The sequence below is a fragment of the Embleya sp. NPDC056575 genome, assembly GCF_042793325.1.
Lineage (GTDB): Bacteria > Actinomycetota > Actinomycetes > Streptomycetales > Streptomycetaceae > Embleya.
This window is the reverse complement of the sequence record NZ_JBHTVA010000023.1, coordinates 79,326-100,816: the sequence shown is the minus strand read 5'-3', so window position 1 is coordinate 100,816 and position 21,491 is coordinate 79,326. Positions and strand designations below refer to the sequence as shown.

Sequence of the window (21,491 nt, the reverse complement as noted above, 5' to 3'; positions counted from 1 at the left end):
TGCAGGTTTCATGTGGATCCGTATCGATGAGGGGGGACTCATGCGCATGTCGATTCCGAGCACACGTCGGGTGTGGTCGTGGCTGCGCGTCGACACCGGGATGACCACCGCGGAATACGCGGTCGGCACGGTCGCCGCGGTGGCGTTCGGCGCGGTGTTGTTCAAGATCGTGACCAGTCCGGGAGTCGCCGCGGCGCTCGCCCGGGTGATCACCAAGGCACTCGATGTCTCGTTCTGAGGCTCGTGCGGGGCGGGGGCTTCGCGGGGCGGACGGATTCGTGACCGCGGAGACCGCCGTGGTGTTGCCGGTCCTGGTGGTGTTGACCGCCGTGCTGACGGCCGGGATCGGGGCCGCCACCGCGCAGATCCGCTGTGTGGACGCGGCGCAGGCCGGGGCGCGGGCGCTGGCGCGGGGCGAGCCGACCGAGGTCGCGGTGGCGCGGGCCGCGGCCGCCGGGCCGGCCGGTGCGCGGACGGGGGTGTCCGGTGGGGACGGCCTGGTGCGCTTCCGGGTGACCGCCGAGGTCGGTGTGCCGGGTGCGGCCTGGGCCGGGGTCACGTTCCACGTGGAACATACGGCGGTGGCGGCCGTCGAGGCGGAGGCGCCGCCGTGAGCGGAGGCCGGTCGGGCCAGGAGGGCTCGGCCACCCTGTGGGTGCTTGCGTTCGCGCTGGTCCCGATGTGCGCGGCGGCGTTCGTCTTCGCGTTCGCCGGAGCGGTCGCGGCCCGACACCGGGCCGGTGCCGCCGCCGACCTGGCCGCGCTGGCCGCCGCGGCCCGATCCGTCGCCGGGACCGGCCCCGACGAGGCCTGCGCCCTGGCTCGCCGAGTGGCCCGAGCCCAGCACACGGACCTGACGAGCTGCCGGCTCACCAACGGCTTCGCCGAGGTCCGCGTATCGGCCCCCACCCGAATCGGCACAGCCCAAGCCACCGCCCGAGCGGGGCCGGCCACCCCCACACCACCCCCACCGGATCCCCAAGCGGCCCCTGACCATCACCCACCCACCCAAAAGCCCCCACCCACCCAGGCACCCCGGGGCCGGCCCAACCGTGCCGGACCCCACATGGCACAAACCGACCCCGCCCGGCCGGTCGGCCTGCCCGCCCCACCCGCCTGACCCTGCCCGACCCCGCCCACCCGCCTGGCCAGGCCGACGCCCGCCCGGCCCCAACCGGCTCGCCTGTTCGTCCGACCCGTCCACCCCTGTCCGCCCGGCGTGATCGCTCGGCCCGGCCAGTCCTGCCCGGCGCGCCCACCCACCCACTCAGCCGACCGGCCCTGCCCGGCACCTCACCCGCCTGGCCCTGCCCGACCTGCCGGTGCGTGTTGCCCGGCCGGTGTGTCCCGCACCCCTGGGGCACCCCGGGCCGCCCCCGCCCGAACTGCCTGGATCGTCCCGTGCTCCTGCCTTCCGGCTTTTGCTACCCCTTCGGGTTGCCCGCCCCCTTCGCCTCCCGTAGGAGCGCGTCCAGTAGGGCGATTGAGGCCGGCTTGTTCAACGGCTGGTTGCCGTTGCCGCATTTGGGTGACTGGATGCAGCTGGGGCAGCCGTGGTCGCATTCGCAGGAGGCGATGGCCTCCCTCGTCGCGGTGAGCCAGGTGTCGGCGGTGACGTAGGCGCGTTCCGCGAAGCCGGCGCCGCCGGGGTGGCCGTCGTAGACGAAGACGGTCGGCAGGCGGGTGTCCGGGTGCAGTGACGTGGAGACCCCGCCGATGTCCCAGCGGTCGCAGGTGGCGAACAGCGGCAGCAGGCCGATCGAGGCGTGCTCGGCGGCGTGTGCGGCGCCGGGCAGGTCGGTCGGGTCGATGCCCGCCTCGGCGACCTGTTCGGGCGTCACCGTCCACCACACGGCGCGCGTGCGCAGGCTGCGCTCGGGCAGGTCCAGCTTGTGCTCGCCCAGCACCTCGCCGGTGACGATCCGCTTGCGCTGGAAGGAGACCACCCGGCCGGTGACCTCGACCGAGCCGAAGTGCAGGCGGGCCGCGCCCCACTCCCGGCTGCGCGTCGTCTCCAGGATCCGGATCTCGGTGACCTCGCGCGCGCTGGTGGTCCAGTCCGGATTCGCCGGCCGCACCAGCGCCACACCCTCGCCGAGGTCGAGCTCGCGGACCAGGTAGGTGTCGCCCTGGTGCAGGTGCACCGCGCCGGGGTGCACCGCCGAGTGCGCGGCGGGCGCGTCGACCGTGCCCAGGATGCGGCCCGTGTCCTGCTCCACCACCCGCACCGCCGGCCCGCCCGCGCCGCGGATGTCGGTCAGGTCGGTGGCCCGCTCCCGGCTGGTCCAGTACCAGCCGGTGGACCGCCTGCGCAGCAGCCCACGCCGTTCCAGACCCGGCAACAACTCGGCGGCCACCGGCCCGAACAGCTCCAGGTCCTCGTCGGTCAGCGCGAACTCGGCCGCGGCCGCGCACAGGTGCGGGGCCAGCACGTACGGGTTGTCCGGATCGAGCACCGTCGCCTCGACCGGCCGATCGAACAGCGCCTCGGGATGGTGCACCAGGAACGTGTCCAGCGGATCGTCCCGCGCCACCAGCACCGCCAGCGCCTCCCGCCCGGCCCTTCCCGCGCGCCCGGCCTGCTGCCACAGCGAGGCCCGGGTGCCGGGATAGCCCGCGATCAGCACCGCGTCCAGCCCGGAGATGTCCACGCCCAATTCGAGCGCGGTGGTCGCGGCCACCCCCAGCAGGCTGCCGTCGTGCAGCGCCCGCTCGATCGCCCGCCGCTCCTGGGGCAGGTAGCCCGCGCGATAGGTGGCCACCCGGTCGGCCAACCCCTCGTCCACCCGGGCCAGGTGGTCCCGGGCGATCACCCGGACCACCTCCGCGCCGCGCCGCGAGCGCACGAACGCCACCGTGCGCACCCCGTCGAGCACCAGGTCGGTGAGCAGATCGGCGGTCTCGGCGGTCGCGGTACGCCTTACGGGCGCGCCGTGTTCACCCTCGTGGCCGGTCAGCGGCGGCTCCCACAGGGCGAACACCAGTTCGCCGTGCGGCGAGCCGTCCTCGGTCACCGCGACCACCGGCGCGCCGATCAACCGCTCGGCCGCGACGGCCGGATCGGACACCGTGGCCGACGCCAGGATGAACACCGGGTCCGATCCGTACCGGCGACACACCCGACGCAGACGACGGATCAATTGGGCCACATGCGAGCCGAAAACACCGCGATAGGTGTGGCATTCGTCGATCACCACGTAGCGCAGCGTGCGCAGGAAGGCGCCCCACGAGCGGTGCCCGGGCAACAGCGCGCGGTGCACCATATCGGGATTCGTCAGGACGTACGACGCGTGCGCGCGCACCCACTGGCGGATCTCCACCGGGGTGTCACCGTCGTACGTGGCGGTGCGGACACACCCGAGCGCGGGGTACGCGGCGCGCAACTCCTCGACGGCGCGCGCCTGATCCGAGGCCAGCGCCTTCGTCGGAGAGAGGTAGAGTGCGGTCGCACCGCGCCCGCTGGGCGCGCCCGCGCCCTCGACCAGGGTCGTGAGAACCGGCAACAGATAGGCGAGGGACTTGCCCGAGGCGGTGCCGGTGGCGATCACGACCGAGCGGCCCGATGCCGCAACAGAGGCGGCGCGGGCCTGATGTTCCCACGGCAGTTCGATACCCGCGCCGCGAAACGCGTCGCCCACCTCCGGCCGAACCCAGTCGGGCCAGGCCGAGGTGACGCCTTCGCGAGCGGGTATGCGCCGGACGTGCGTCACTCGTTCGGGTCGATCCCGACCCGCCATAAGGCGGCCGAGAAGACCTTCCGGGGGGCGTGTACTGGGCTGCATCGGGCACCAGTGTTACATCCAATGTCGCGGGATTCATCGTCCCCTAGTGCCCATAAGTGGTTGAATGCCTTGGCGGCTGCCGATCCATGGGGGGCGACCGCTCAAGAGCAAGGTGCTGGAGGATCCGTGGACTTGTCCCTGTCGACCCGAACCGAGGGCGGTCGTACGATCGTCGAGGTGGGCGGCGAGATCGATGTATACACCGCACCCAAGCTGCGCGAGCAACTGGTGGAACTCGTCAACGAAGGCCAGTTCCACCTGATCGTCGACATGGAAGCAGTCGACTTCCTGGACTCGACCGGGCTCGGTGTGCTGGTGGGCGGCCTGAAGCGGGTGCGTGCCCACGAAGGGTCGCTGCAGCTGGTGTGCACTCAGGAGCGCATCCTGAAGATCTTCCGCATCACCGGCCTGACCAAGGTCTTCCCGATTCATCCGTCGGTGGCCACGGCCATCGAGGCGTCCGACTGACCGACCGTACGTCCTGACCGGACGCACATCGCACCCGCGCGGATCCGGGCGGGTGCACGCACGGCTGGGGGAACGAACCATGGCCATCGTCGAGCTGCGCTTCAGCGCGCTGCCCGAACACGTCCGCACGGCGCGGCTCGTCGCCGCCGCCGTGGCGCGGCGAGCGGGGGTTGCTGAGACGGTGCTCGACGAGGTGCGCCTCGCCGTCGGCGAGGCGTGTTCCCGAGCCGTCGGGATGCACCGGAGCCGGGCGGACGACGACCGCCCGGTCACGGTCACCCTGGACGACGGTGACGGCCGCTTCTGTATCGAGGTCAACGACGGCGTACCGCAGCCGGCGTTGACCGAGGCGGGCGTCGCGGAGGGGGCCGGGCTGGTGCCCGACCTGGCCGCGAACGGCTCCGGCCTCGATGTGATCGAGAACGAGATGGGCCTGGCCGTGATCCTCGGCCTCGTCGACGATCTCGACGTGCGGGCCGGCGCCGAGGGCGGCGTGATCCGCATGTCGTGGCCCTCCGGCGCCAAGTCCGCCGAGACCGTGGGCTGACCCGGGGCGCCGTCCGGCCCCGCCCCGCCTCACCACGCCACTTCGCTCCACCGCATCGCCTCCGGGACACCCGGGGGCGATTTTCGGCGTTCCCGTGTATCCCGATTTCCGGGTCGTAAAACCTGATTCCGGATCGATACGCCGATTTTGGGAATCGCGCCCGGATTTCATCGGTAATTTGATCCGATCATGGCGATTCCCATGGTCTGATCTTGATCATTTGCATACACTCCTTTCGCATTGAGAAGTCCCGATCTGAAAGTGCTCCTAGCCAAGGAGGACGAATGTCCGGGATCCACCCCTCCGAACTCCAACTCGCCTCGGACGTGTCCGTGTCCGGCGGCAATCTCACCTATGTCGTGATCGTCGCGGTGATCGCCCTCGGTGCCCTGGGCGTCGCCGCCGGACTCGTGCGTCAAGTGCTCGGCGCCGACGAGGGCACCGATTCCATGCGCCGGATCGCCGGCGCGATCCAGGAAGGCGCCGCGGCCTACCTCACCCGGCAGTTCCGCACCCTCGCCGTGTTCGCGGCGGGTGTCTTCTTCCTGCTCATGCTGTTGCCGGCCGACGACTGGAACCAGCGGATCGGCCGCTCGCTGTTCTTCCTGGTGGGCGCGGTCTTCTCGGCGGTCACCGGGTACGTCGGCATGTGGCTCGCGGTGCGCAGCAACGTGCGCGTGGCCGCGGCCGCCCGAGCCGGCGCCGGCGGCCGGGACACCGCGATGCGGATCGCCTTCCGCACCGGCGGCGTCGCCGGCATGTTCACCGTCGGCCTGGGCCTGTTCGGCGCCGCGCTCGTGGTCATCCTGTACCGGGAGAACGCGCCCAAGGTGCTGGAGGGCTTCGGCTTCGGCGCCGCGCTGCTCGCGATGTTCATGCGGGTCGGCGGTGGCATCTTCACCAAGGCCGCCGACGTCGGCGCCGACCTGGTCGGCAAGGTCGAGCAGGGCATCCCCGAGGACGACCCGCGCAACGCCGCGACGATCGCCGACAACGTCGGGGACAACGTGGGCGACTGCGCGGGCATGGCCGCCGACCTGTTCGAGTCGTACGCGGTCACCCTGGTCGCCGCGCTGATCCTGGGCAAGGCGGCGTTCGGCGACGCGGGCCTGGTCTTCCCGCTGATCGTGCCCGCCATCGGGGTGCTGACCGCCGTGGTGGGCATCTACACGGTCGCGCCCCGCGCGGGCGACCGCAGCGGGATGAGCGCGATCAACCGGGGCTTCTTCGTCTCGGCGGTCATCTCGCTCGTCCTGGTCGCGGGCGCCGCGTTCCTGTACCTGCCGAGCAAGTTCTCGGACCTGGACGGACTGACCGACCAGGAGATCCTGGCGCACGACGCCGACCCGCGCGTGTTCGCGCTGGTGGCGGTGCTGATCGGGATCGTGCTCGCCGCGGTCATCCAGCAGTTGACCGGCTACTTCACCGAGACCAGCAGGCGACCGGTGCGCGACGTCACCAAGACCTCGCTGACCGGTCCGGCCACCGTGATCCTCTCCGGCATCGCGCTCGGCCTGGAGTCGGCGGTGTACGCGGCGGTGCTGATCTCGGTCGCGGTGCTCGGCGCGTATCTGCTCGGCGCCGGCATCGTCATGCTCGCGCTGTTCGCGGTGGCGCTGGCGGGCACCGGTTTGTTGACCACGGTCGGGGTGATCGTGGCCATGGACACCTTCGGGCCGGTCTCCGACAACGCCCAGGGCATCGCGGAGATGTCCGGCGACGTCGAGGGCGAGGGCGCGCAGGTGCTCACCGAACTCGACGCGGTCGGCAACACCACCAAGGCGATCACCAAGGGCATCGCCATCGCGACCGCCGTGCTCGCGGCGACCGCGCTGTACGGGTCCTACCGGGACGCGGTGAGCACGGCCGTGGACGAGGCGGGCGGACTGAAGGAGGCGTCCAAGCTCACCTCGCTCTCGTTCGCCACCGACATCACCCAGCCGAACAACCTGGTCGGGCTGATCCTGGGCGCGGCCGTGGTGTTCCTGTTCAGCGGCCTGGCGATCAACGCGGTCTCCCGCGCGGCGGGCGCGGTGGTCTTCGAGGTGCGCAACCAGTTCCGCACCCGACCCGGGATCATGGACGGCAGCGAGTTGCCCGAGTACGGCCGGGTGGTCGACATCTGCACCCGCGACTCGCTGCGCGAATTGGCCACGCCCGGACTGCTCGCGGTGATGGCCCCGATCGCGGTCGGCTTCACCCTGGGCATCGGGCCGCTGGCCGCGTTCCTCGCCGGGGCGATCGGCACCGGCACCCTGATGGCGGTGTTCCTGGCCAACTCCGGCGGGGCCTGGGACAACGCCAAGAAGATGGTCGAGGACGGCAGCTACGGCGGCAAGGGCTCGGCCGCGCACGAGGCCACGATCATCGGCGACACGGTCGGCGACCCGTTCAAGGACACCGCCGGACCGGCGATCAACCCGCTGCTCAAGGTGATGAACCTGGTGTCGCTGCTGATCGCGCCGGCGGTGGTCAAACTGAGCATCGGCGCGGACGAGAACGGCGCTTTGCGGGCCCTCGCGGCGGCCTTCTCGGTCGTGGTGATCGTGGGCGCGGTCTGGTACAGCAAACGCAAGTCGGTGGTCGTCGGCGACGGCGACCGTGAGGAGCAGCCGACCAAGGCGGCGGCCTGATCCCCCGATCCGAGGTACGTACGGGCGCGGAACCGGAGAAACCGGGACCGCGCCCGTGCCGCGTTCGGGCCCGCGGTTTGACCGGACACCTTCACGCTGTGCGAGTCTGCGTCCGGCTCCGAGGGAAGTCCGAACGAAGGTGGAAGCGTGTCGAGGAAGTTCCTGGTGGTCTCCGCGCTGGTCCTGGCGTCGGCCCTGACCGCGTGCGGCGGCGGCGACGGCAAGAGCGACGAGGACAAGAAGAAGCAGGCCGACCTGAAGGCGTGGGCCGCCAAGGTCTGCGCGACGGAGGTCACCGCGCGCATCGACGAGGCCCGGGCGGCGCTCGCCGACGTGGACAAGGTGGTCCCCAACGAGCCGCCCACGACCCTGCGCACCCGGCTCGCGGTGGACGTGTCCCGGCTCGCGGACGCGGACAACGCGCTGGCCGAGGCGATCGACAAGGCGTCCATACCGGCGGTGCCCGACGGCGCCACGCTGCGCATGTCCGTGGTCGACGAACTGCGCAACGCGGCCAAGGGCTGGACCGGGATCCAGCACCGCATCGAGGGCCTGGCGACCGACCAGCAGAACGTGTTCGCCGACGGGCTGCGCTCGCTGGGACCGGAGATCGACGCGCTGCGGGCGTCCTCCAACACCGCGCTGAACAAGCTGCACCGCGGCGAGGCGGGCAAGGCGCTCGCGTCGGTGCCGGGCTGCGCGGCGGGCAAGGCCGATGTGATCCCGACCGCGCCGGCGACCTCCGCGCCCACCGCCGGCGCGTCCCCGAGCGGCACGCCGAAGGGGTCCACGGCGCCGAGTTCGACCGCCCCGTCCGGATCCACCGCGCCGAGCAGCCCGCCGCCGTCGAGCGCCGGCACGGGCTCCTCGTCGCCGCCCCCGAGCGGCACCACGAGCGCGCCGCCGGCGACCGGCTGACGTTCCGGCCGACCGGCAGCGGGCAGGATGGTGCGCGTGACGATGAACGACACCTCACAGGTGGCCCGCCTTCGCGAGGCCCTGATCGCGGCCGACTACACCGTCGACGGCTGCCTCGACGCGCTCGGCCCGCAGGCGTACGCGGCGCTGTCGCGCGGTGAGACCGTGCCCGCGCTGCGCGCGCTGCGGGCCGACGCGGCGAGCCCGCTCGCGGTGCTGATCCGGATGTTCCTGCTCCAGACCTCGGCGCCCGAGGCGCACGTGCGGCGCGCCCTGCCGCTCGAGGAGGCGCTCGCCGGGGGCCTGTTGGCGCGGGACGGCGACGCGGTGCGGCCGCTGGTGGACATCCGGCCCTACGGCGAGGCGGACACCGACTGGTGGGTCGTGTCGGACCTCGGCGCGGGCATCGGCGGGGTCAACGGCCCGGTGCGCGCCGACCACGTGCTCGGCATCGGCGGCGCGTCCACCACGCTCGCCGGGATCACCGTGCGCGAGCCGGTGGGCCGTGCGCTCGACCTGGGCACCGGGTGCGGCGTCCAGGCCCTGCACGCGTCGCGCCACGCCGAGTCGGTGCTGGCCACCGACGTGAACAAGCGGGCGCTCGACCTGACCCGGCTGACCATGGCGCTGTCCGGGGTGGGCAACGTGGGCCTTGCCGAGGGCAGCCTGTTCGAGCCGGTCGAGGGCGAGCGGTTCGACCTGATCGTGTCCAACCCGCCGTTCGTGATCACCCCGGTGGGTGAGCGGTACACCTACCGCGACGCGGGCCTGCCCGGCGACGAGGTGTGCCGGCTGCTGGTCGCGCAGGCGCCGCGCCACCTCGCCGACGGCGGCTACTGCCAGCTGCTGGCCAACTGGCAGCACCTGCGCGGGCAGGACTGGCAGGACCGGCTGGCCGCCTGGCTGGCGCCGACCGGGTGCGACGCGTGGGTGGTCCAGCGCGACGTCCAGGACCCGGCGCAGTACGCCGAGCTGTGGTTGCGCGACTCGGGCGACCACCGCGGCGAGGCGTACGCGCAGCGGTACGACGCGTGGCTGGCGGCGTTCGAGCGCGACGGCGTGGAGGGGATCGGATTCGGCTGGATCACGCTGCGCGCGTCGGGCGCCGACACGCCGACGGTGCACATCGAGGACTGGCCGCACGCGATCGAACAACCGCTCGGCGCGGAGGTGCACGCCTGGTTCGACCGGCAGGACCGGCTCGCCCGGACGGACGACGACGGGCTGCTCGACATCGCCTTCCGGCTTGCGGACCACGTGGTCCAGGAGCAGACCGGCGCGCCCGGCGCGGAGGACCCGGAGAGCGTGGTGCTGCGTCAGCGGCGCGGGATGTGCCGGGCGGATCGGGTGGACACGGTCGGCGCGGCCCTGGCCGGGGCCAGCGACGGGCGGCTTCCGGCCGGCGTCATCGTGGACGCGATCGCCCAGTTGCTGGAGGAGGACCCGGCCGCGCTGCGCGACGCGGTGCCCGGCGAACTGCGCGGTCTGGTGGCCGACGGATTCCTGCTCTTTCCCGAGGCCGGCGACGCTCCGTCGGCGCAGTCGCACACCGCCGACTGAGCGCGGCTTGGCCCGGTGCACCGTGATCCGGGCCGACACGCCTGTACAGTCGCAGGTGTTGTCCCCACCGGATGCTCCTTGCCGTTGCCAAGAAAATGTGTTGTATGGAGGCGGCGGCTCCCGACTCGGCCGCGAACCACGCTCGGCCGCGAACCAACGGGGTCGGGAGGCGGGAACCGCGATGCGCGCGTTACCGTTCGAGGGGCGTGGGACCCGGCCGTCGGAGTAATCGCCGGATCCGGGGGGACCGTCCGGACGGACAGCCGCGCCGGGACGACTCTGCGACGCAAGCCGAGCAGCGCCGGTTTGACACGCGGGGCCGACCGCCGGTCACGCTCCGCCACAGGTCGACCGCAATGTGAATACGAAGCCGCAGTACGGCCTTGTCCGATCGGGCACGGCCGCAGCCGACGACGATGGAGAGAGAAGCGAAGGTGTCCCCGAGCAGCGAGACCGCGCGCGACGGCCTGAGACTCGTCATTGTCGAGTCCCCGGCCAAGGCGAAAACGATCAAGGGCTATCTCGGCCCCGGTTACGTGGTCGAGGCGAGCGTGGGACACATCCGCGACCTGCCCAACGGCGCCGCCGAGGTGCCGGCCGAGTACGCCGGCAAGCCGTGGGCCCGCCTGGGTGTCGACGTCGACGCCGACTTCGAGCCGATCTACGTGGTCAACGCGGACAAGAAGGCTCAGGTCGCCAAGCTCAAGAAGCTTCTCAAGGACGCCGACGAACTCTTCCTCGCGACCGACGAGGACCGCGAGGGCGAGGCCATCGCCTGGCACCTGCTGGAGGTCCTGCGGCCCAAGGTGCCGGTGCACCGCATGGTGTTCCACGAGATCACCAAGGACGCCATCCGCACCGCGGTGAGCAACCCTCGCGAGCTCAACCAGCGCCTGGTCGACGCGCAGGAGACCCGGCGCATCCTGGACCGCCTCTACGGCTACGAGGTCTCGCCGGTCCTGTGGAAGAAGGTCGGCCCGCGCCTGTCGGCCGGCCGCGTGCAGTCGGTGGCCACCCGTCTGGTGGTCGAGCGCGAGCGGGAGCGCCGCGCGTTCACCTCGGCGTCCTACTGGGACCTGCTCGGCGTGTTCGGCACCGGCCGCCCCGGCGACCCGACCGACCCGAGCACGATGAACGCGCGCCTGGTCTCGCTCGACGGCAAGCGGGTCGCCTCGGGCCGCGACTTCGGCCCCGACGGCAAGCTCAAGAACGCCGGCGTGCTCCAACTGGAGGAGGCCGGCGCCCGGGCGCTGAGCGCCGCGCTCGAATCCGCCGCGTTCTCGGTGCGCGCCGTCGAGCGCAAGCCCTACCGCCGCTCCCCGTACGCGCCGTTCCGCACCACCACGCTCCAGCAGGAGGCCTCGCGCAAGCTCGGCTACGGCGCGAAGCGCACCATGCAGGTCGCGCAGAAGTTGTACGAGAACGGCCACATCACGTACATGCGTACCGACTCCACCACGCTCTCCGACACGGCCGTCACGGCCGCCCGGGCGCAGGTGCGGGACCTGTACGGCGCCGAATACCTGCCGGACGCGCCCCGGGTGTACGCCGGCAAGGTCAAGAACGCGCAGGAGGCGCACGAGGCGATCCGTCCCTCGGGCGAGAGCTTCCGCACCCCGGCCGAGACCGGTCTGTCCGGCGACGAGTTCCGGCTGTACGAGCTGATCTGGATGCGCACCGTCGCGTCGCAGATGAAGGACGCGATCGGCCAGTCGGTCACCGTGCGCATCGGCGCCGTCGCCCAGGGCGCGGACCTGCCCGGGCGCGACGCGGAGTTCACCGCGAGCGGCAAGATCATCACCTTCCACGGCTTCCTCAAGGCCTACGTCGAGGGCTCCGACGACCCGGACGCGGAGCTGGACGACCGCGAGCGCCGGTTGCCGATGGTCACCGAGGGCGACGCGCTCAGCGCCGATCAGCTCACCCCGGAGGGCCACGCGACCAAGCCGCCGGCCCGCTACACCGAGGCGTCGCTGATCAAGGAGCTGGAGGACCGGGAGATCGGTCGCCCGTCGACCTTCGCCTCGATCGTCGGCACCATCCTCGACCGCGGCTACACGTTCAAGAAGGGCACCGCGCTGGTGCCGTCCTTCCTGGCGTTCGCGGTGGTCGGGCTGCTGGAGGGCCACTTCGCCACGCTGGTCGACTACGACTTCACCGCGAAGATGGAGGACGACCTCGACCGGATCGCCCGCGGCGAGACCGAGGCCGTGCCGTGGCTGCGCAGGTTCTACTTCGGCGACGAGAGCCGGCCCGACGAGGACCACCTCGGCGGCCTCAAGGCCCTGGTCACCGACCTCAGCTCGATCGACGCCCGCGAGGTCAACTCGTTCCCGGTCGGCGAGGGCATCGTGCTGCGCGTGGGCCGCTACGGCCCCTACGTCGAGCGCGGCGACCGACGTGCCGACGTACCCGACGACCTGCCGCCGGACGAGCTGACCGTGGCCAAGGCCGAGGAACTGCTCGACAAGCCCAGCGGCGACCACGAGCTGGGCGTCGACCCGGTCAGCGGCCACATGATCGTGGCCAAGGACGGGCGCTACGGCCCGTACGTGACCGAGGTGCTGCCGGAGCCCGAGGCCCCCGCCGCGCCCGCCCCGGCCGCGGACGGCAAGCCGGCGAAGAAGACCGCCAAGAAGACCGCCGCGAAGAACGGTCCCAAGCCGCGCACCGCGTCGTTGTTCAAGTCGATGTCGTTGGACACGGTGACCCTCGACGACGCGCTGCGGCTGTTCACGCTGCCGCGGGTGGTCGGCAAGCACCCGGAGACCGGGACCGAGATCACCGCGCAGAACGGCCGCTACGGCCCCTACCTCAAGATGGACACCGACTCGCGCTCCCTGGAGACCGAGGACCAGCTGTTCACGGTGACCCTCGAGGAGGCGCTGGCGATCTACGCCCAGCCCAAGGCGCGTGGTCGGGCCGCGGCCAAGCCGCCGCTCAAGGAGCTGGGCTCCGACCCGGTCAGCGGCAAGGCGGTCACGGTCAAGGACGGCCGGTTCGGCCCGTACGTGACCGACGGCGAGACCAACGCCACGCTGCGCGCGGGCGACGCGGTCGACACGATCACCCCCGAGCGCGGCTACGAGCTGCTCGCGGAGAAGCGGGCCAAGGGTCCGGCGAAGAAGACGGCGAAGAAGGCGGCGGCCAAGAAGGCGCCCGCGAAGAAGGCGACGGCGACGAAGACCGCCGCGAAGAAGACGGCCGCGAAGAAGTCCGCGGCCGACGGCAAGACCACCAAGGCCACCGCCGCGAAGGCGACCGCGAACGCCGGCGCGAACAACGCCGCCGACAAGGCGTGACGCGGTAGGACCGAGGTAGGGATGTCCCGGTGGGGACGTTCCTGGTACGCATCGATCGGGCGGCGCCGGCGGGATCCGGCGTCGCCCCGGTCGGTTGCGGCGACGACCGCGGGCCCTGTGCTACGGTCCCGCCGCCGGAACACGGGGATCCGGTCCAGGTTGCCGTTTCCCGTCAGATGACGACGTTAGGGTTCTCCGTATGACGAACGCGGAGCAGCAAGCGCCGGATTCGGCGATACCGCCCCGTCAGGTCGAACCGACGGAGAGCGTCGGGGGCGTGCTGAGCATCCGCCCGTTCCGGCGCTTTTGGTTCGCGGTCGCGGCCTCCGCGCTCGGTGACTGGCTCGCGCTCCTCGCGCTGACCTCGGCCGCGCTGTGGACGGTCGAGGGCGACTACCGCGAGCACGCCACGGCGGTCGCCGTGGTGTTCGCGCTGCGGATGGTGCCGGCCGCGCTGACCGCCTCGGTGGCGGGCGCGATCGTGGACCATCTCGATCGGCGCTGGACGCTGGTCACGTGCGACGTGGTCCGGGCCCTGGTGCTCGTGTCCGTGCCGTTCGTGGACCGGCTGTGGTGGATCTGGGGCGCGACCGCGGCGGTCGCCGTGATCGGCGCGCTCGCCGGGCCCGCGCGGGACGCCACCGTGCCGAACCTGGTGCCCCGGCAACGGCTGGGCACCGCCAATCAGTTCAACCTCGTGACCTCCTACGGCGCGGCCCCGGCGGCGGCGCTGTTGTTCATCCTCGGCGCGCTGGTCGGCACCGCGTTCTCGCACGACGTGTCGATGTTCGTCGAGCACCCCTCGAACCTTGCCTTCTACCTCGCGGGCGCGGTCTTCCTGCTCGCCGCGGTCTTCGCGTTCCTGATCCGGATGCCCACGCGCGGGCGCTCGGTCAGCACCCGGCGACCCAATCCGTTCAAGGTGCTCGCCGACGGACGCCGGGTGTTCGGCCACGGCCGGACCGCGCGCGGTCTGATCGTCGGGATGGTCGCGCTGTTCCTGGCGGGCGGCGCGCTGGTGTCCACCGCGCCGCTGCTCGTAGTCGGGCTGCACGCGGGCAACGCGGGGTACGGCACGGTGTTCCTGATGCTCATCGCGGGTGTCAGCGCGGGCATGTTGTGGGGCCCGAGGGTGGTGCCGGCGTTCAGCCGGCGGCGGCTGTACGGCATGGCCGTCATGTGCGCCGGGCTGACCCTGCTGATCCTGGGCGCGGTCGCCAACGTGGTGATGGCCGCGGTGCTCGCCGCCGTGCTCGGGGTGTTCGCGGGCGTCGCCTGGGTCACCGGATACACCATGTACGGCCTCGACTTCGGCGAGGACATGCGGGCCCGGGCCTTCGCGTTCGCCCAACTGATCGTGCGTGTCGTGCTGTTCGTGGCGCTGGTGGCCGGGCCGATCGCCGCGGGCTACGTGGGCGTGCGCTCGTGGGTGGTCGCGGACCGGTTCACCTTCGACTACAGCGGCGCCGCGTTGGTCCTGGGCGGCACCGGCGTGCTCGTGGTGATCCTGGGCTGGATCGCGCTGCTGAGCGTGGACGACCGGCGCGGCGTGCCGATCCTGCGCGACCTGGCCGCGGCGACCCGCAACGAGGACCACATCACCGGCCGACCGGCCGGCGCCACCGGCTTCTTCATCGCCCTGGAGGGCGGCGAGGGAGCGGGCAAGTCGACCCAGGCCAACGCGATCGCGGCCTGGATACGGGCCAAGGGCCACGAGGTGGTGGTCACCCGCGAGCCCGGCGCGACCGAGGTCGGCAAGCGGCTGCGGGCGATGTTGCTCGACCTGGACGGCGAGCCGGTCGACCCGCGCACCGAGGCGCTGCTGTACGCGGCGGACCGGGCCGAGCACGTGCAGACCGTGATCCTGCCCGCCCTGCGGCGCGGCGCGATCGTGATCAGCGACCGCTACATCGACTCCTCGATCGCCTACCAGGGCGCCGGGCGTTCGCTGGGCGCGCGCGAGATCGGCCGGGTCTCGCGCTGGGCCACCGACGGGCTGCTGCCCGACCTGACCATCCTGCTCGACCTGGACCCGGCGGTCGGACACGCGCGCTTCACCGAGGCGCCCGACCGGATCGAGTCCGAGTCGAGCGAGTTCCACCTGCGGGTGCGGCACGCGTTCCTGGACCTGGCCGCACACGACCCGGACCGCTACCTGGTGGTGGACGCCGACCAGGAGCCGGACGCGGTCACCACGCCGATCCGGCACCGGCTCGACCGCGAACTCCCGCTCTCCGAGCAGGAGAAGCGCCAGGCGCTGGAACTGGCCAAGCGGATGCGCGAGGAGGACGCCCGGCGCAAGGCCGAGCAGGCCGCCCGGGACGCGGAGAAGGCCGCGCTGATCGCCCGACTGCGGGCGGAGAGCGAGGAGCGCCAGCGGCAGGCCGAACAGGCCCGGCTGGACGAGGAGTCGGCCCGGCTCGCCGAGGAGGAGCAGCGGTACGCCGAGGAGCAGGCCCGCCGGATCGCGGCCGAGGCCGACGAGCGGGCCCGCGCCGCGGCCGAGGCGGCGGAGGAGGCCCGGCTGCACGCCGAGTCGGAGCGACGCCGGCTGGCGCTGGAGGCCGAACGACGGGCCGAGGAGCAGCAGCGGCTCGCCGAGGAGGCCAAGGCCCGGGCCGAGGAGGCCAGGGTGCGCGCCGAGGAGGAGGCCGAGCGCCGGGACGAGCAGCGCCGCCGGCTGGAGGAGGCTTCGGCACTGCAGGCCGAGCAGGCGCGGGCCAGTGCCGAGGAGGAGCGCGAGGCCGCCCTGGAGCGGCAGCGGGCGGCCGAGGAGGAGCGCGAACGGCTGGAGGCCGAGGCGGCCCGCGAGGTCGAGCGCATGCGCGCCGAGGAGGCCGTGCGGGTGGCCGACGAGCGGCGGCACGCCGAGGAGCGCCGCCGGGCGGAGGACGCCCTGCGCCGTGCCGAGGCGGATCGCCGTCGGGCCGAACGGGAGGCGTCCCGGGCCGCGGAGGCCGCCGCGTCGGCGCGGACGCGGGCCGCGCAGGAGGCCGCCGCGCTCGCGGCGGAGGCGGGCCCGGTGCCCGACACGGACATGGTCGAGACGCCGGTGCACGGCATCAGGCGCCCCGACCCCGCCCTCGCGGACACCCCCGTGCACGGCATCCCGAAGGTGTCGTCGGACGACGCCGACACCACCGAGTTGCGGCAGATCCGGTTGCGCGAGGCGGCCGAGGACACCCGGGAGATCCCGCAGGTGAGCCTGGACGAGACGCACGCGCTGCCGGTACTGGCGCCGCCGGCCGCCGGGAATCAGTCGCTGGCCGACGATCTGCTGGGGCCCTGGAAGGCCGAGGACGACGCGGCCGAGGCCGAGGGCGACGACGCAGAGGGCTCGTCCGCCGCGGACTCGGCGCAGGAGGCGGGACGCAAGCGACGTTGGCGTCGGAACAAGTCCTGACACCCGGTCCGGCACGTGGGTCGGGTGACCCGACCCACGGGTCGTGACCTACCGGTTCGACCTACAGGTCCGACCTGGAAGTTCGACCCGCAGGTTCGATCTGTCGAGTCCTGACCCCGGATCCCGCCGGGTGTCGCGGACGACCGGTACCGGGGTGACGTGGCGTCGATTGTCACGGCGCCCCGGTACGGTCGTATCGGGCACACCGGAACGAGGAGACAAGAGCGCGTGACCGTCTGGGACGACCTCGTCGGGCAGGATCGGGTCGCCGAGCAGCTGCGCACCGCGGCCGGCGCGGCCCGGGCGGTGCTCGCGGGCGAGGGCGTCGGCGGGATGACCCACGCGTGGTTGTTCACCGGCCCGCCCGGGGTGGGTACGGCGACCGCCGCGCGCGCGTTCGCGGCGGCGTTGCAGTGCGTCAGTCCCGATCTGGCGCTCGGCGCCGAACCGGGCTGCGGACACTGCGACGGCTGCCACACCGCGCTCACCGGTACGCACGCCGACGTCGACGTGGTCGCCACCGAACTGCTCTCGATCGGCGTCAAGGAGACCCGCGACCTGGTGCGCCGCGCGGCGATGACGCCGGCGGGCGGGCGCTGGCAGGTGATCGTCCTGGAGGACGCGGGGCGGCTCACCGAGGGCGCGGGCAACGTCCTGCTCAAGGCGATCGAGGAGCCCGCCGACCGCACCGTGTGGCTGCTGTGCGCGCCGTCCCTGGAGGACGCGCTGCCCACGATCCGCTCGCGGTGTCGCCATGTGGCGCTGCGTACCCCGCCCGCCGGGGCGGTGGCCGATCTGCTGATGCGCCGGGACGGGATCGACCCGGCGATGGCCGCGTTCGCCGCGGCGGCGTCCGGTGGCGACATCAAGAGCGCTCGCCGGCTGGCGCTCGACGAGCAGGCCCGGGGGCGGCGCGCCGATGTGCTGCGGATCCCGATGGTGGTCGGCGACATCGGCCTGGCGATGGCCGCCGCACAACGTCTGGTGGACGCGGCGGCGGAGGACGCGAAGCAGGTCGCGGCGGATCTGGACGGGCGCGAGACCGAGGATCTGCGGGCCGCGCTCGGCGCGGTCGGCGGCGGTCGTATGCCCAGCGGTACGGCGGGCGTGATGAAGGAGTTGGAGAACAAGCAGAAGAAGCGCGCCACCCGTACCCAACGCGACTGCCTGGACCGCGCGTTGGTGGACCTGACCGGCTTCTATCGGGATGTGCTGGCGCTGCAGCTGCGCGCCGCGGTCCCGTTGGCCAACGACGTGTTGCGGGCGGACCTGGACACGGTGGCCCGTACGTCCACGCCGGAGGCGACGCTGCGGCGGATCGAGGCGATCCTGGCCTGCCGGCGGGCGATCGACGCCAACGTCGCGCCGCTGCTCGCGGTCGAGGCGATGGTGCTGACGCTGCGGACCGGCTGAGGCCGTACCGACCCGGGATGAACGCCGCTTCACTCCTTGGAGCGGAGGTGTTCGGTGGACGGAACCCGAAACCCCCACCCTGACGTCATCGTGGGAGAGTTCCCGGGAACATGCGGGAACCGCGGGAACATTGTGACGGGTGAGGCTCGGAAGGACGGTGCGGGGTTGCGTTCCGTGACCAGGACGCTCAAAGGTCTGCTGATCGCGGTGACCCTCGGGGCGGTTGTCGTTCTCGTGCTGAGGGCGCGCAAGAGCCGTGACGCCGTTTCGATCGCCGGTCCGGAGGGCGAACCCGGGCCCCGGCCCGCCGAGTTGCCGCCGGTCGTGCCACACGTGTCGGTGCGGGAGCGGGCGATGGCGCCGGCGCGGGAGGTCGAGCCCGTTCGGGACCCTGTTCGGGAAGTCGGCTCGGCGCCGGCGGTCGCGTCGGGGTCGGCGGTCGTTTCGACCTCGGTCGGGCGGGACGCCGAGGCGGCCGGGGCGATGCCGCGACGGGCCGATGCGCCACTGCCGTTCGCGCCGGTCGGGCTCGCCTCCTCGGCGCCCGCCGCGTTGGCCCGGCACGAGCCGGTACGACCGGCCGAAACCGAAACCGAAGCCGCCCCGACCGACGCGGCGCCGCGGCGCCGACGGCGCGGGGTGCGCTCGCCGGTGGGCGTGGGTCTGCTCGCCTTCGCGGTGATCGCCGCCGGGGTCGGCGGTACCTTCGCCTACCGCAACATGTCCCACGACGACGCGCAGAACGTCGCCGCCACCGGGGTCGACCCGTCGGCGGAACCGGTGGCGACCTCGGGCCAACCCAAGGCCGCACCGCAGAAGTTCACCAAGGTCGGCACCAAGTCCGGTGGCACGCTCAACCGGATGACCGTCACGGGCCGGCAGTCCGCGGTCACCGCCGACGTGTGGGTCTGGCTGCCGCCGGGCTACGACACCCCCGCCAACCAGGGCCGCAACTACCCCGTCCTGGTCGCCCAGTCGTCGCTGCCGGGCGTCGAGTCCAACAGCTTCACGGACGACTCGTCGGCGTTCCTGGGCAAGCTCGCCGCGGGCATCGAGTCCGGCACCGTCCCGCCGTACATCGTCGTCGCGCCCGAACTGATGCCCTACTCGAAGCAGGACGCGGAAGCCAGCCTGACCACGGCCAAGGACACCGAGTGCAGCGACATCCCGAAGGGGCCGAAGATGGCCACCTTCCACAACGAGGACGTGCGCGAGGCGGTGCTGGCCACCTACCGCGCGAGCGCCGACCGCGCGTCCTGGGCGCTGATCGGGGACGGCTCGGGCGGGCTGTGCGCGGTCAAGTACGCCCTGCAATACCCGCAGTACTACGCGAGCGCGGTCAGCCTGTCCGGCCGGACCACGCTCAAGTCCGCGCTGTGGGGCGGTGATTCGGCGGCCAAGACGGCGAACGACCCGGTTCGCCTGCTCGACGCGCGACCCGACGTGACGATCATGTTGTCCGGCCACTCGGGCACCACCGGCACCGAGTTCGCCGCGAAGGCGAAGGCTCCCACCACGGTCAAGGTGGTCGCGGGCGCGGGCGGCGCCTCCACCGACATCACGCGCCAGTTGCCCGAGGCGCTCACCTTCCTCGGCCGCAACACCCGGAACCCGGCCGCGTGACGGCGCGCGGCGGGGCTCGGTACGCGGGGCGCGGCGAAAGTGTCGCGGCCCCGGTGCACCGGGTCCCGTTCGTGCGTCGGGGTGCGGCGGATGGTAGGCAGTACGGGTGAAACGAATACCCCGAGTGGGGCTCCTCGGCCGTGCGATCCCGGTCGTGCTCGCCGTCGCGACCGTTGCGAGCTGTTCCGTCGCGTCCGACCTCGGCGACGCCGCGGGCGGTGGTCACACCAGTGCGTCGAGCCCCGCCTCGGGCGCCGCCAAGGCACCGGCCACGCCCGGTGACCCCAACCCGGCGCTGGCCCGCTTCTACACCCAGCGGCCCACCTGGAAGTCCTGCGAGAGCGAGGACGACGACGAGCGCAGCCAGGCCAAGGCGTTTCGCTGCGCGACCTTCACCGTGCCGCTGGACTACAGCCGGCCGACCGGCCGCACGATCGACATCGCGGTCACCCGCAAGAGCGCGGCCAAGCCCGGGCAGCGGCTCGGCTCGCTGCTGATCAACCCGGGCGGCCCGGGCGGTTCCGGGGTGACGGCGGCGTGGTGGATGTCCGAGAGCACCATCGGCAAGCCGGTCCAGGACGTCTACGACCTGATCGGCTTCGATCCGCGCGGGGTCGACCGCAGCGCGCCGGTGAAGTGCATGACCGATGCCGAGCGCGACGCGTACGTGGCCGAGGACCTGCCCGAGGATCCGGTCCGCGCCGAGGCCCGGGCCAAGGAGCGGGAGCGGGCCTACGCGGCCGAGTGCCAGAGCCGATCCGGCGAACTGCTGCCCTTCGTGGGCACCGACAACGCGGCCCGCGACATGGACGTCCTGCGCGCGGCGCTGGGCGACGAGAAGCTCAACTACATCGGCTTCTCCTACGGCACCTACCTCGGCGCCACCTACGCCGAACGTTTCCCGACCCGCACCGGCCGGCTGGTCCTGGACGGCGCGGTCGACCCGGCCGCGGACAACCTGAGCCGGGCGATCGAACAGCAGGTCGGCTTCGACCGTTCGCTGCGCCGGTTCGCCGAGGACTGCGCGGGGCGCCCGGGCTGCGCGCTCGGCGCCGACCCGAAGACCGCGCCGCGCAAGGCCGCCGACTTCCTGGACGGCCTCCAGCAGCACCCGCTGGCCGCCGGCCGGGGCGGCCGGACGTTGACCTCCAGCCTGGGCTGGACGGGCGTGGTCAGCCTGCTGTACGGCGACAAGGACACCGAGTGGAAGTACCTGCGCGACGCGCTCGCCGACGCGATCGTGCACGGGTCGCCGGACGCCCTGCTGTTCTACGCCGACAACTACAACGGTCGGGACGAGCAGGGGCACTACGACAACAGCGCCGACGCGTTCGTGGCGATCGGCTGCGCGGACGGCGCGGGAGAGGCGCCGACGCCGGCGCAGGTGCAGGCGGCGCTGGACCGGCTCAAGGCCGAGGCGCCGCTGCTGTCGCGCGATGTGACCGCGGAGGACCTGACCGGGGAGAACTGCGAGAACTGGCCGTTCAGGTCGCCGGCCAAGCCGCACGCCATCCGGGCGCAGGGGAGCGCGCCGATCCTGGTGGTGGGCACGACGGGGGACCCGGCTACGCCGTACGCCTCGGCGGAGAAGCTGGCGGGGCAGTTGGCCAACGCGACGCTGTTGACCTTCGAGGGTGAGGGGCATACGGCGTACGGGGGCAACAGCCCGTGTGTGGACGGGGCGGTCGAGGGGTTCCTGCTGCGGGGGACCATGCCGCCGAAGGGGAAGCGGTGTAGCTGAGGGGTGACGGCGGTCGGGTCGATGGGCGATGGGTCGATCGGTCGTCGGGCGTCGGTCGTCGGGTCGTTGGGGAGTATCGCCGGCCCGCGTGGTTACCCTCC

The 21,491-nt window shown here is 72.7% G+C and carries 14 protein-coding genes; 13 read left to right on the top strand and 1 reads right to left on the bottom strand.

The features are described from left to right. The first annotated feature begins 40 nt into the window (after positions 1-40). From ACFRCG_RS19830 to ACFRCG_RS19820, 3 genes are read left to right on the top strand one after another with little or no spacing between them, the layout of a single operon-like run. On the top strand, positions 41-238 hold the full coding sequence (locus tag ACFRCG_RS19830) for a DUF4244 domain-containing protein (protein ID WP_380033156.1): 198 nt from the start codon (positions 41-43) through the stop codon (positions 236-238). A gap of 40 nt (positions 239-278) precedes the next feature. Continuing rightward, complete coding sequence (locus ACFRCG_RS19825; RefSeq protein ID WP_380033154.1) at positions 279-614, top strand: TadE family type IV pilus minor pilin; 336 nt, start codon at positions 279-281, stop codon at positions 612-614. Further along, a complete protein-coding gene (locus ACFRCG_RS19820) occupies positions 611-1,120 on the top strand; it encodes an Rv3654c family TadE-like protein (protein ID WP_380033152.1) in 510 nt (169 codons plus the stop codon). Before ACFRCG_RS19825 ends, ACFRCG_RS19820 begins: the two co-directional genes overlap by 4 nt. Before the next feature lie 304 nt (positions 1,121-1,424). Here ACFRCG_RS19820 and ACFRCG_RS19815 read toward each other — a convergent pair whose 3' ends face one another. Then, on the bottom strand, positions 1,425-3,782 hold the full coding sequence (locus ACFRCG_RS19815) for a DEAD/DEAH box helicase (RefSeq protein WP_380033150.1): 2,358 nt from the start codon (positions 3,780-3,782) through the stop codon (positions 1,425-1,427). A 126-nt stretch (positions 3,783-3,908) separates the two neighbouring features. Here ACFRCG_RS19815 and ACFRCG_RS19810 point away from each other — a divergent pair, with 126 nt between their 5' ends. The 10 genes from ACFRCG_RS19810 to ACFRCG_RS19765 all read left to right on the top strand — a co-directional run bounded on the left by ACFRCG_RS19810 (position 3,909) and on the right by ACFRCG_RS19765 (position 21,390). Further along, complete coding sequence (locus tag ACFRCG_RS19810; RefSeq protein ID WP_078976516.1) at positions 3,909-4,250, top strand: STAS domain-containing protein; 342 nt, start codon at positions 3,909-3,911, stop codon at positions 4,248-4,250. 79 nt (positions 4,251-4,329) lie between these two features. Continuing rightward, the gene (locus ACFRCG_RS19805; protein ID WP_380033148.1) at positions 4,330-4,797 is read left to right on the top strand and encodes an ATP-binding protein; all 468 of its coding nucleotides are present in this window, start codon (positions 4,330-4,332) and stop codon (positions 4,795-4,797) included. Between the two features lie 284 nt (positions 4,798-5,081). After that, positions 5,082-7,430 (top strand): sodium-translocating pyrophosphatase, encoded by a 2,349-nt coding sequence (locus ACFRCG_RS19800; protein WP_380033146.1) that lies wholly within the window; start codon positions 5,082-5,084, stop codon positions 7,428-7,430. Between the two features lie 147 nt (positions 7,431-7,577). Continuing rightward, positions 7,578-8,348, top strand: coding sequence for a hypothetical protein (locus tag ACFRCG_RS19795; protein ID WP_380033144.1), 771 nt, complete (start codon positions 7,578-7,580; stop codon positions 8,346-8,348). Between the two features lie 27 nt (positions 8,349-8,375). Beyond that, positions 8,376-9,908 carry a methyltransferase gene (locus ACFRCG_RS19790; protein ID WP_380033142.1) on the top strand — a complete coding sequence of 511 codons (1,533 nt, stop codon included), beginning with the start codon at positions 8,376-8,378 and terminating at the stop codon, positions 9,906-9,908. 434 nt (positions 9,909-10,342) lie between these two features. Then, entirely contained in the window at positions 10,343-13,210 is a 2,868-nt protein-coding gene (gene topA, locus ACFRCG_RS19785; RefSeq protein WP_380033140.1) for a type I DNA topoisomerase, read from the top strand. A 199-nt stretch (positions 13,211-13,409) separates the two neighbouring features. Next, positions 13,410-16,613 (top strand): dTMP kinase, encoded by a 3,204-nt coding sequence (gene tmk, locus ACFRCG_RS19780; RefSeq protein ID WP_380033138.1) that lies wholly within the window; start codon positions 13,410-13,412, stop codon positions 16,611-16,613. 228 nt (positions 16,614-16,841) lie between these two features. Further along, complete coding sequence (locus ACFRCG_RS19775; RefSeq protein WP_380033137.1) at positions 16,842-18,026, top strand: DNA polymerase III subunit delta'; 1,185 nt, start codon at positions 16,842-16,844, stop codon at positions 18,024-18,026. A 174-nt stretch (positions 18,027-18,200) separates the two neighbouring features. Beyond that, on the top strand, positions 18,201-19,649 hold the full coding sequence (locus ACFRCG_RS19770; protein ID WP_380033135.1) for an alpha/beta hydrolase-fold protein: 1,449 nt from the start codon (positions 18,201-18,203) through the stop codon (positions 19,647-19,649). A 106-nt stretch (positions 19,650-19,755) separates the two neighbouring features. Then, positions 19,756-21,390 (top strand): alpha/beta hydrolase, encoded by a 1,635-nt coding sequence (locus tag ACFRCG_RS19765; RefSeq protein ID WP_380033133.1) that lies wholly within the window; start codon positions 19,756-19,758, stop codon positions 21,388-21,390. Positions 21,391-21,491 lie beyond the last annotated feature (101 nt).

What these genes read in the sequence shown, in the direction of transcription:
- ACFRCG_RS19830 (WP_380033156.1), top strand. Translation starts at nt 41, where the DNA reads ATGCGCATGTCGATTCCGAGCACACGTCGGGTGTGGTCGTGGCTGCGC.
- ACFRCG_RS19815 (WP_380033150.1), bottom strand. Translation starts at nt 3,782, where the DNA reads ATGCAGCCCAGTACACGCCCCCCGGAAGGTCTTCTCGGCCGCCTTATG.
- ACFRCG_RS19805 (WP_380033148.1), top strand. Translation starts at nt 4,330, where the DNA reads ATGGCCATCGTCGAGCTGCGCTTCAGCGCGCTGCCCGAACACGTCCGC.
- ACFRCG_RS19800 (WP_380033146.1), top strand. Translation starts at nt 5,082, where the DNA reads ATGTCCGGGATCCACCCCTCCGAACTCCAACTCGCCTCGGACGTGTCC.
- ACFRCG_RS19790 (WP_380033142.1), top strand. Translation starts at nt 8,376, where the DNA reads ATGGTGCGCGTGACGATGAACGACACCTCACAGGTGGCCCGCCTTCGC.
- tmk (WP_380033138.1), top strand. Translation starts at nt 13,410, where the DNA reads ATGACGAACGCGGAGCAGCAAGCGCCGGATTCGGCGATACCGCCCCGT.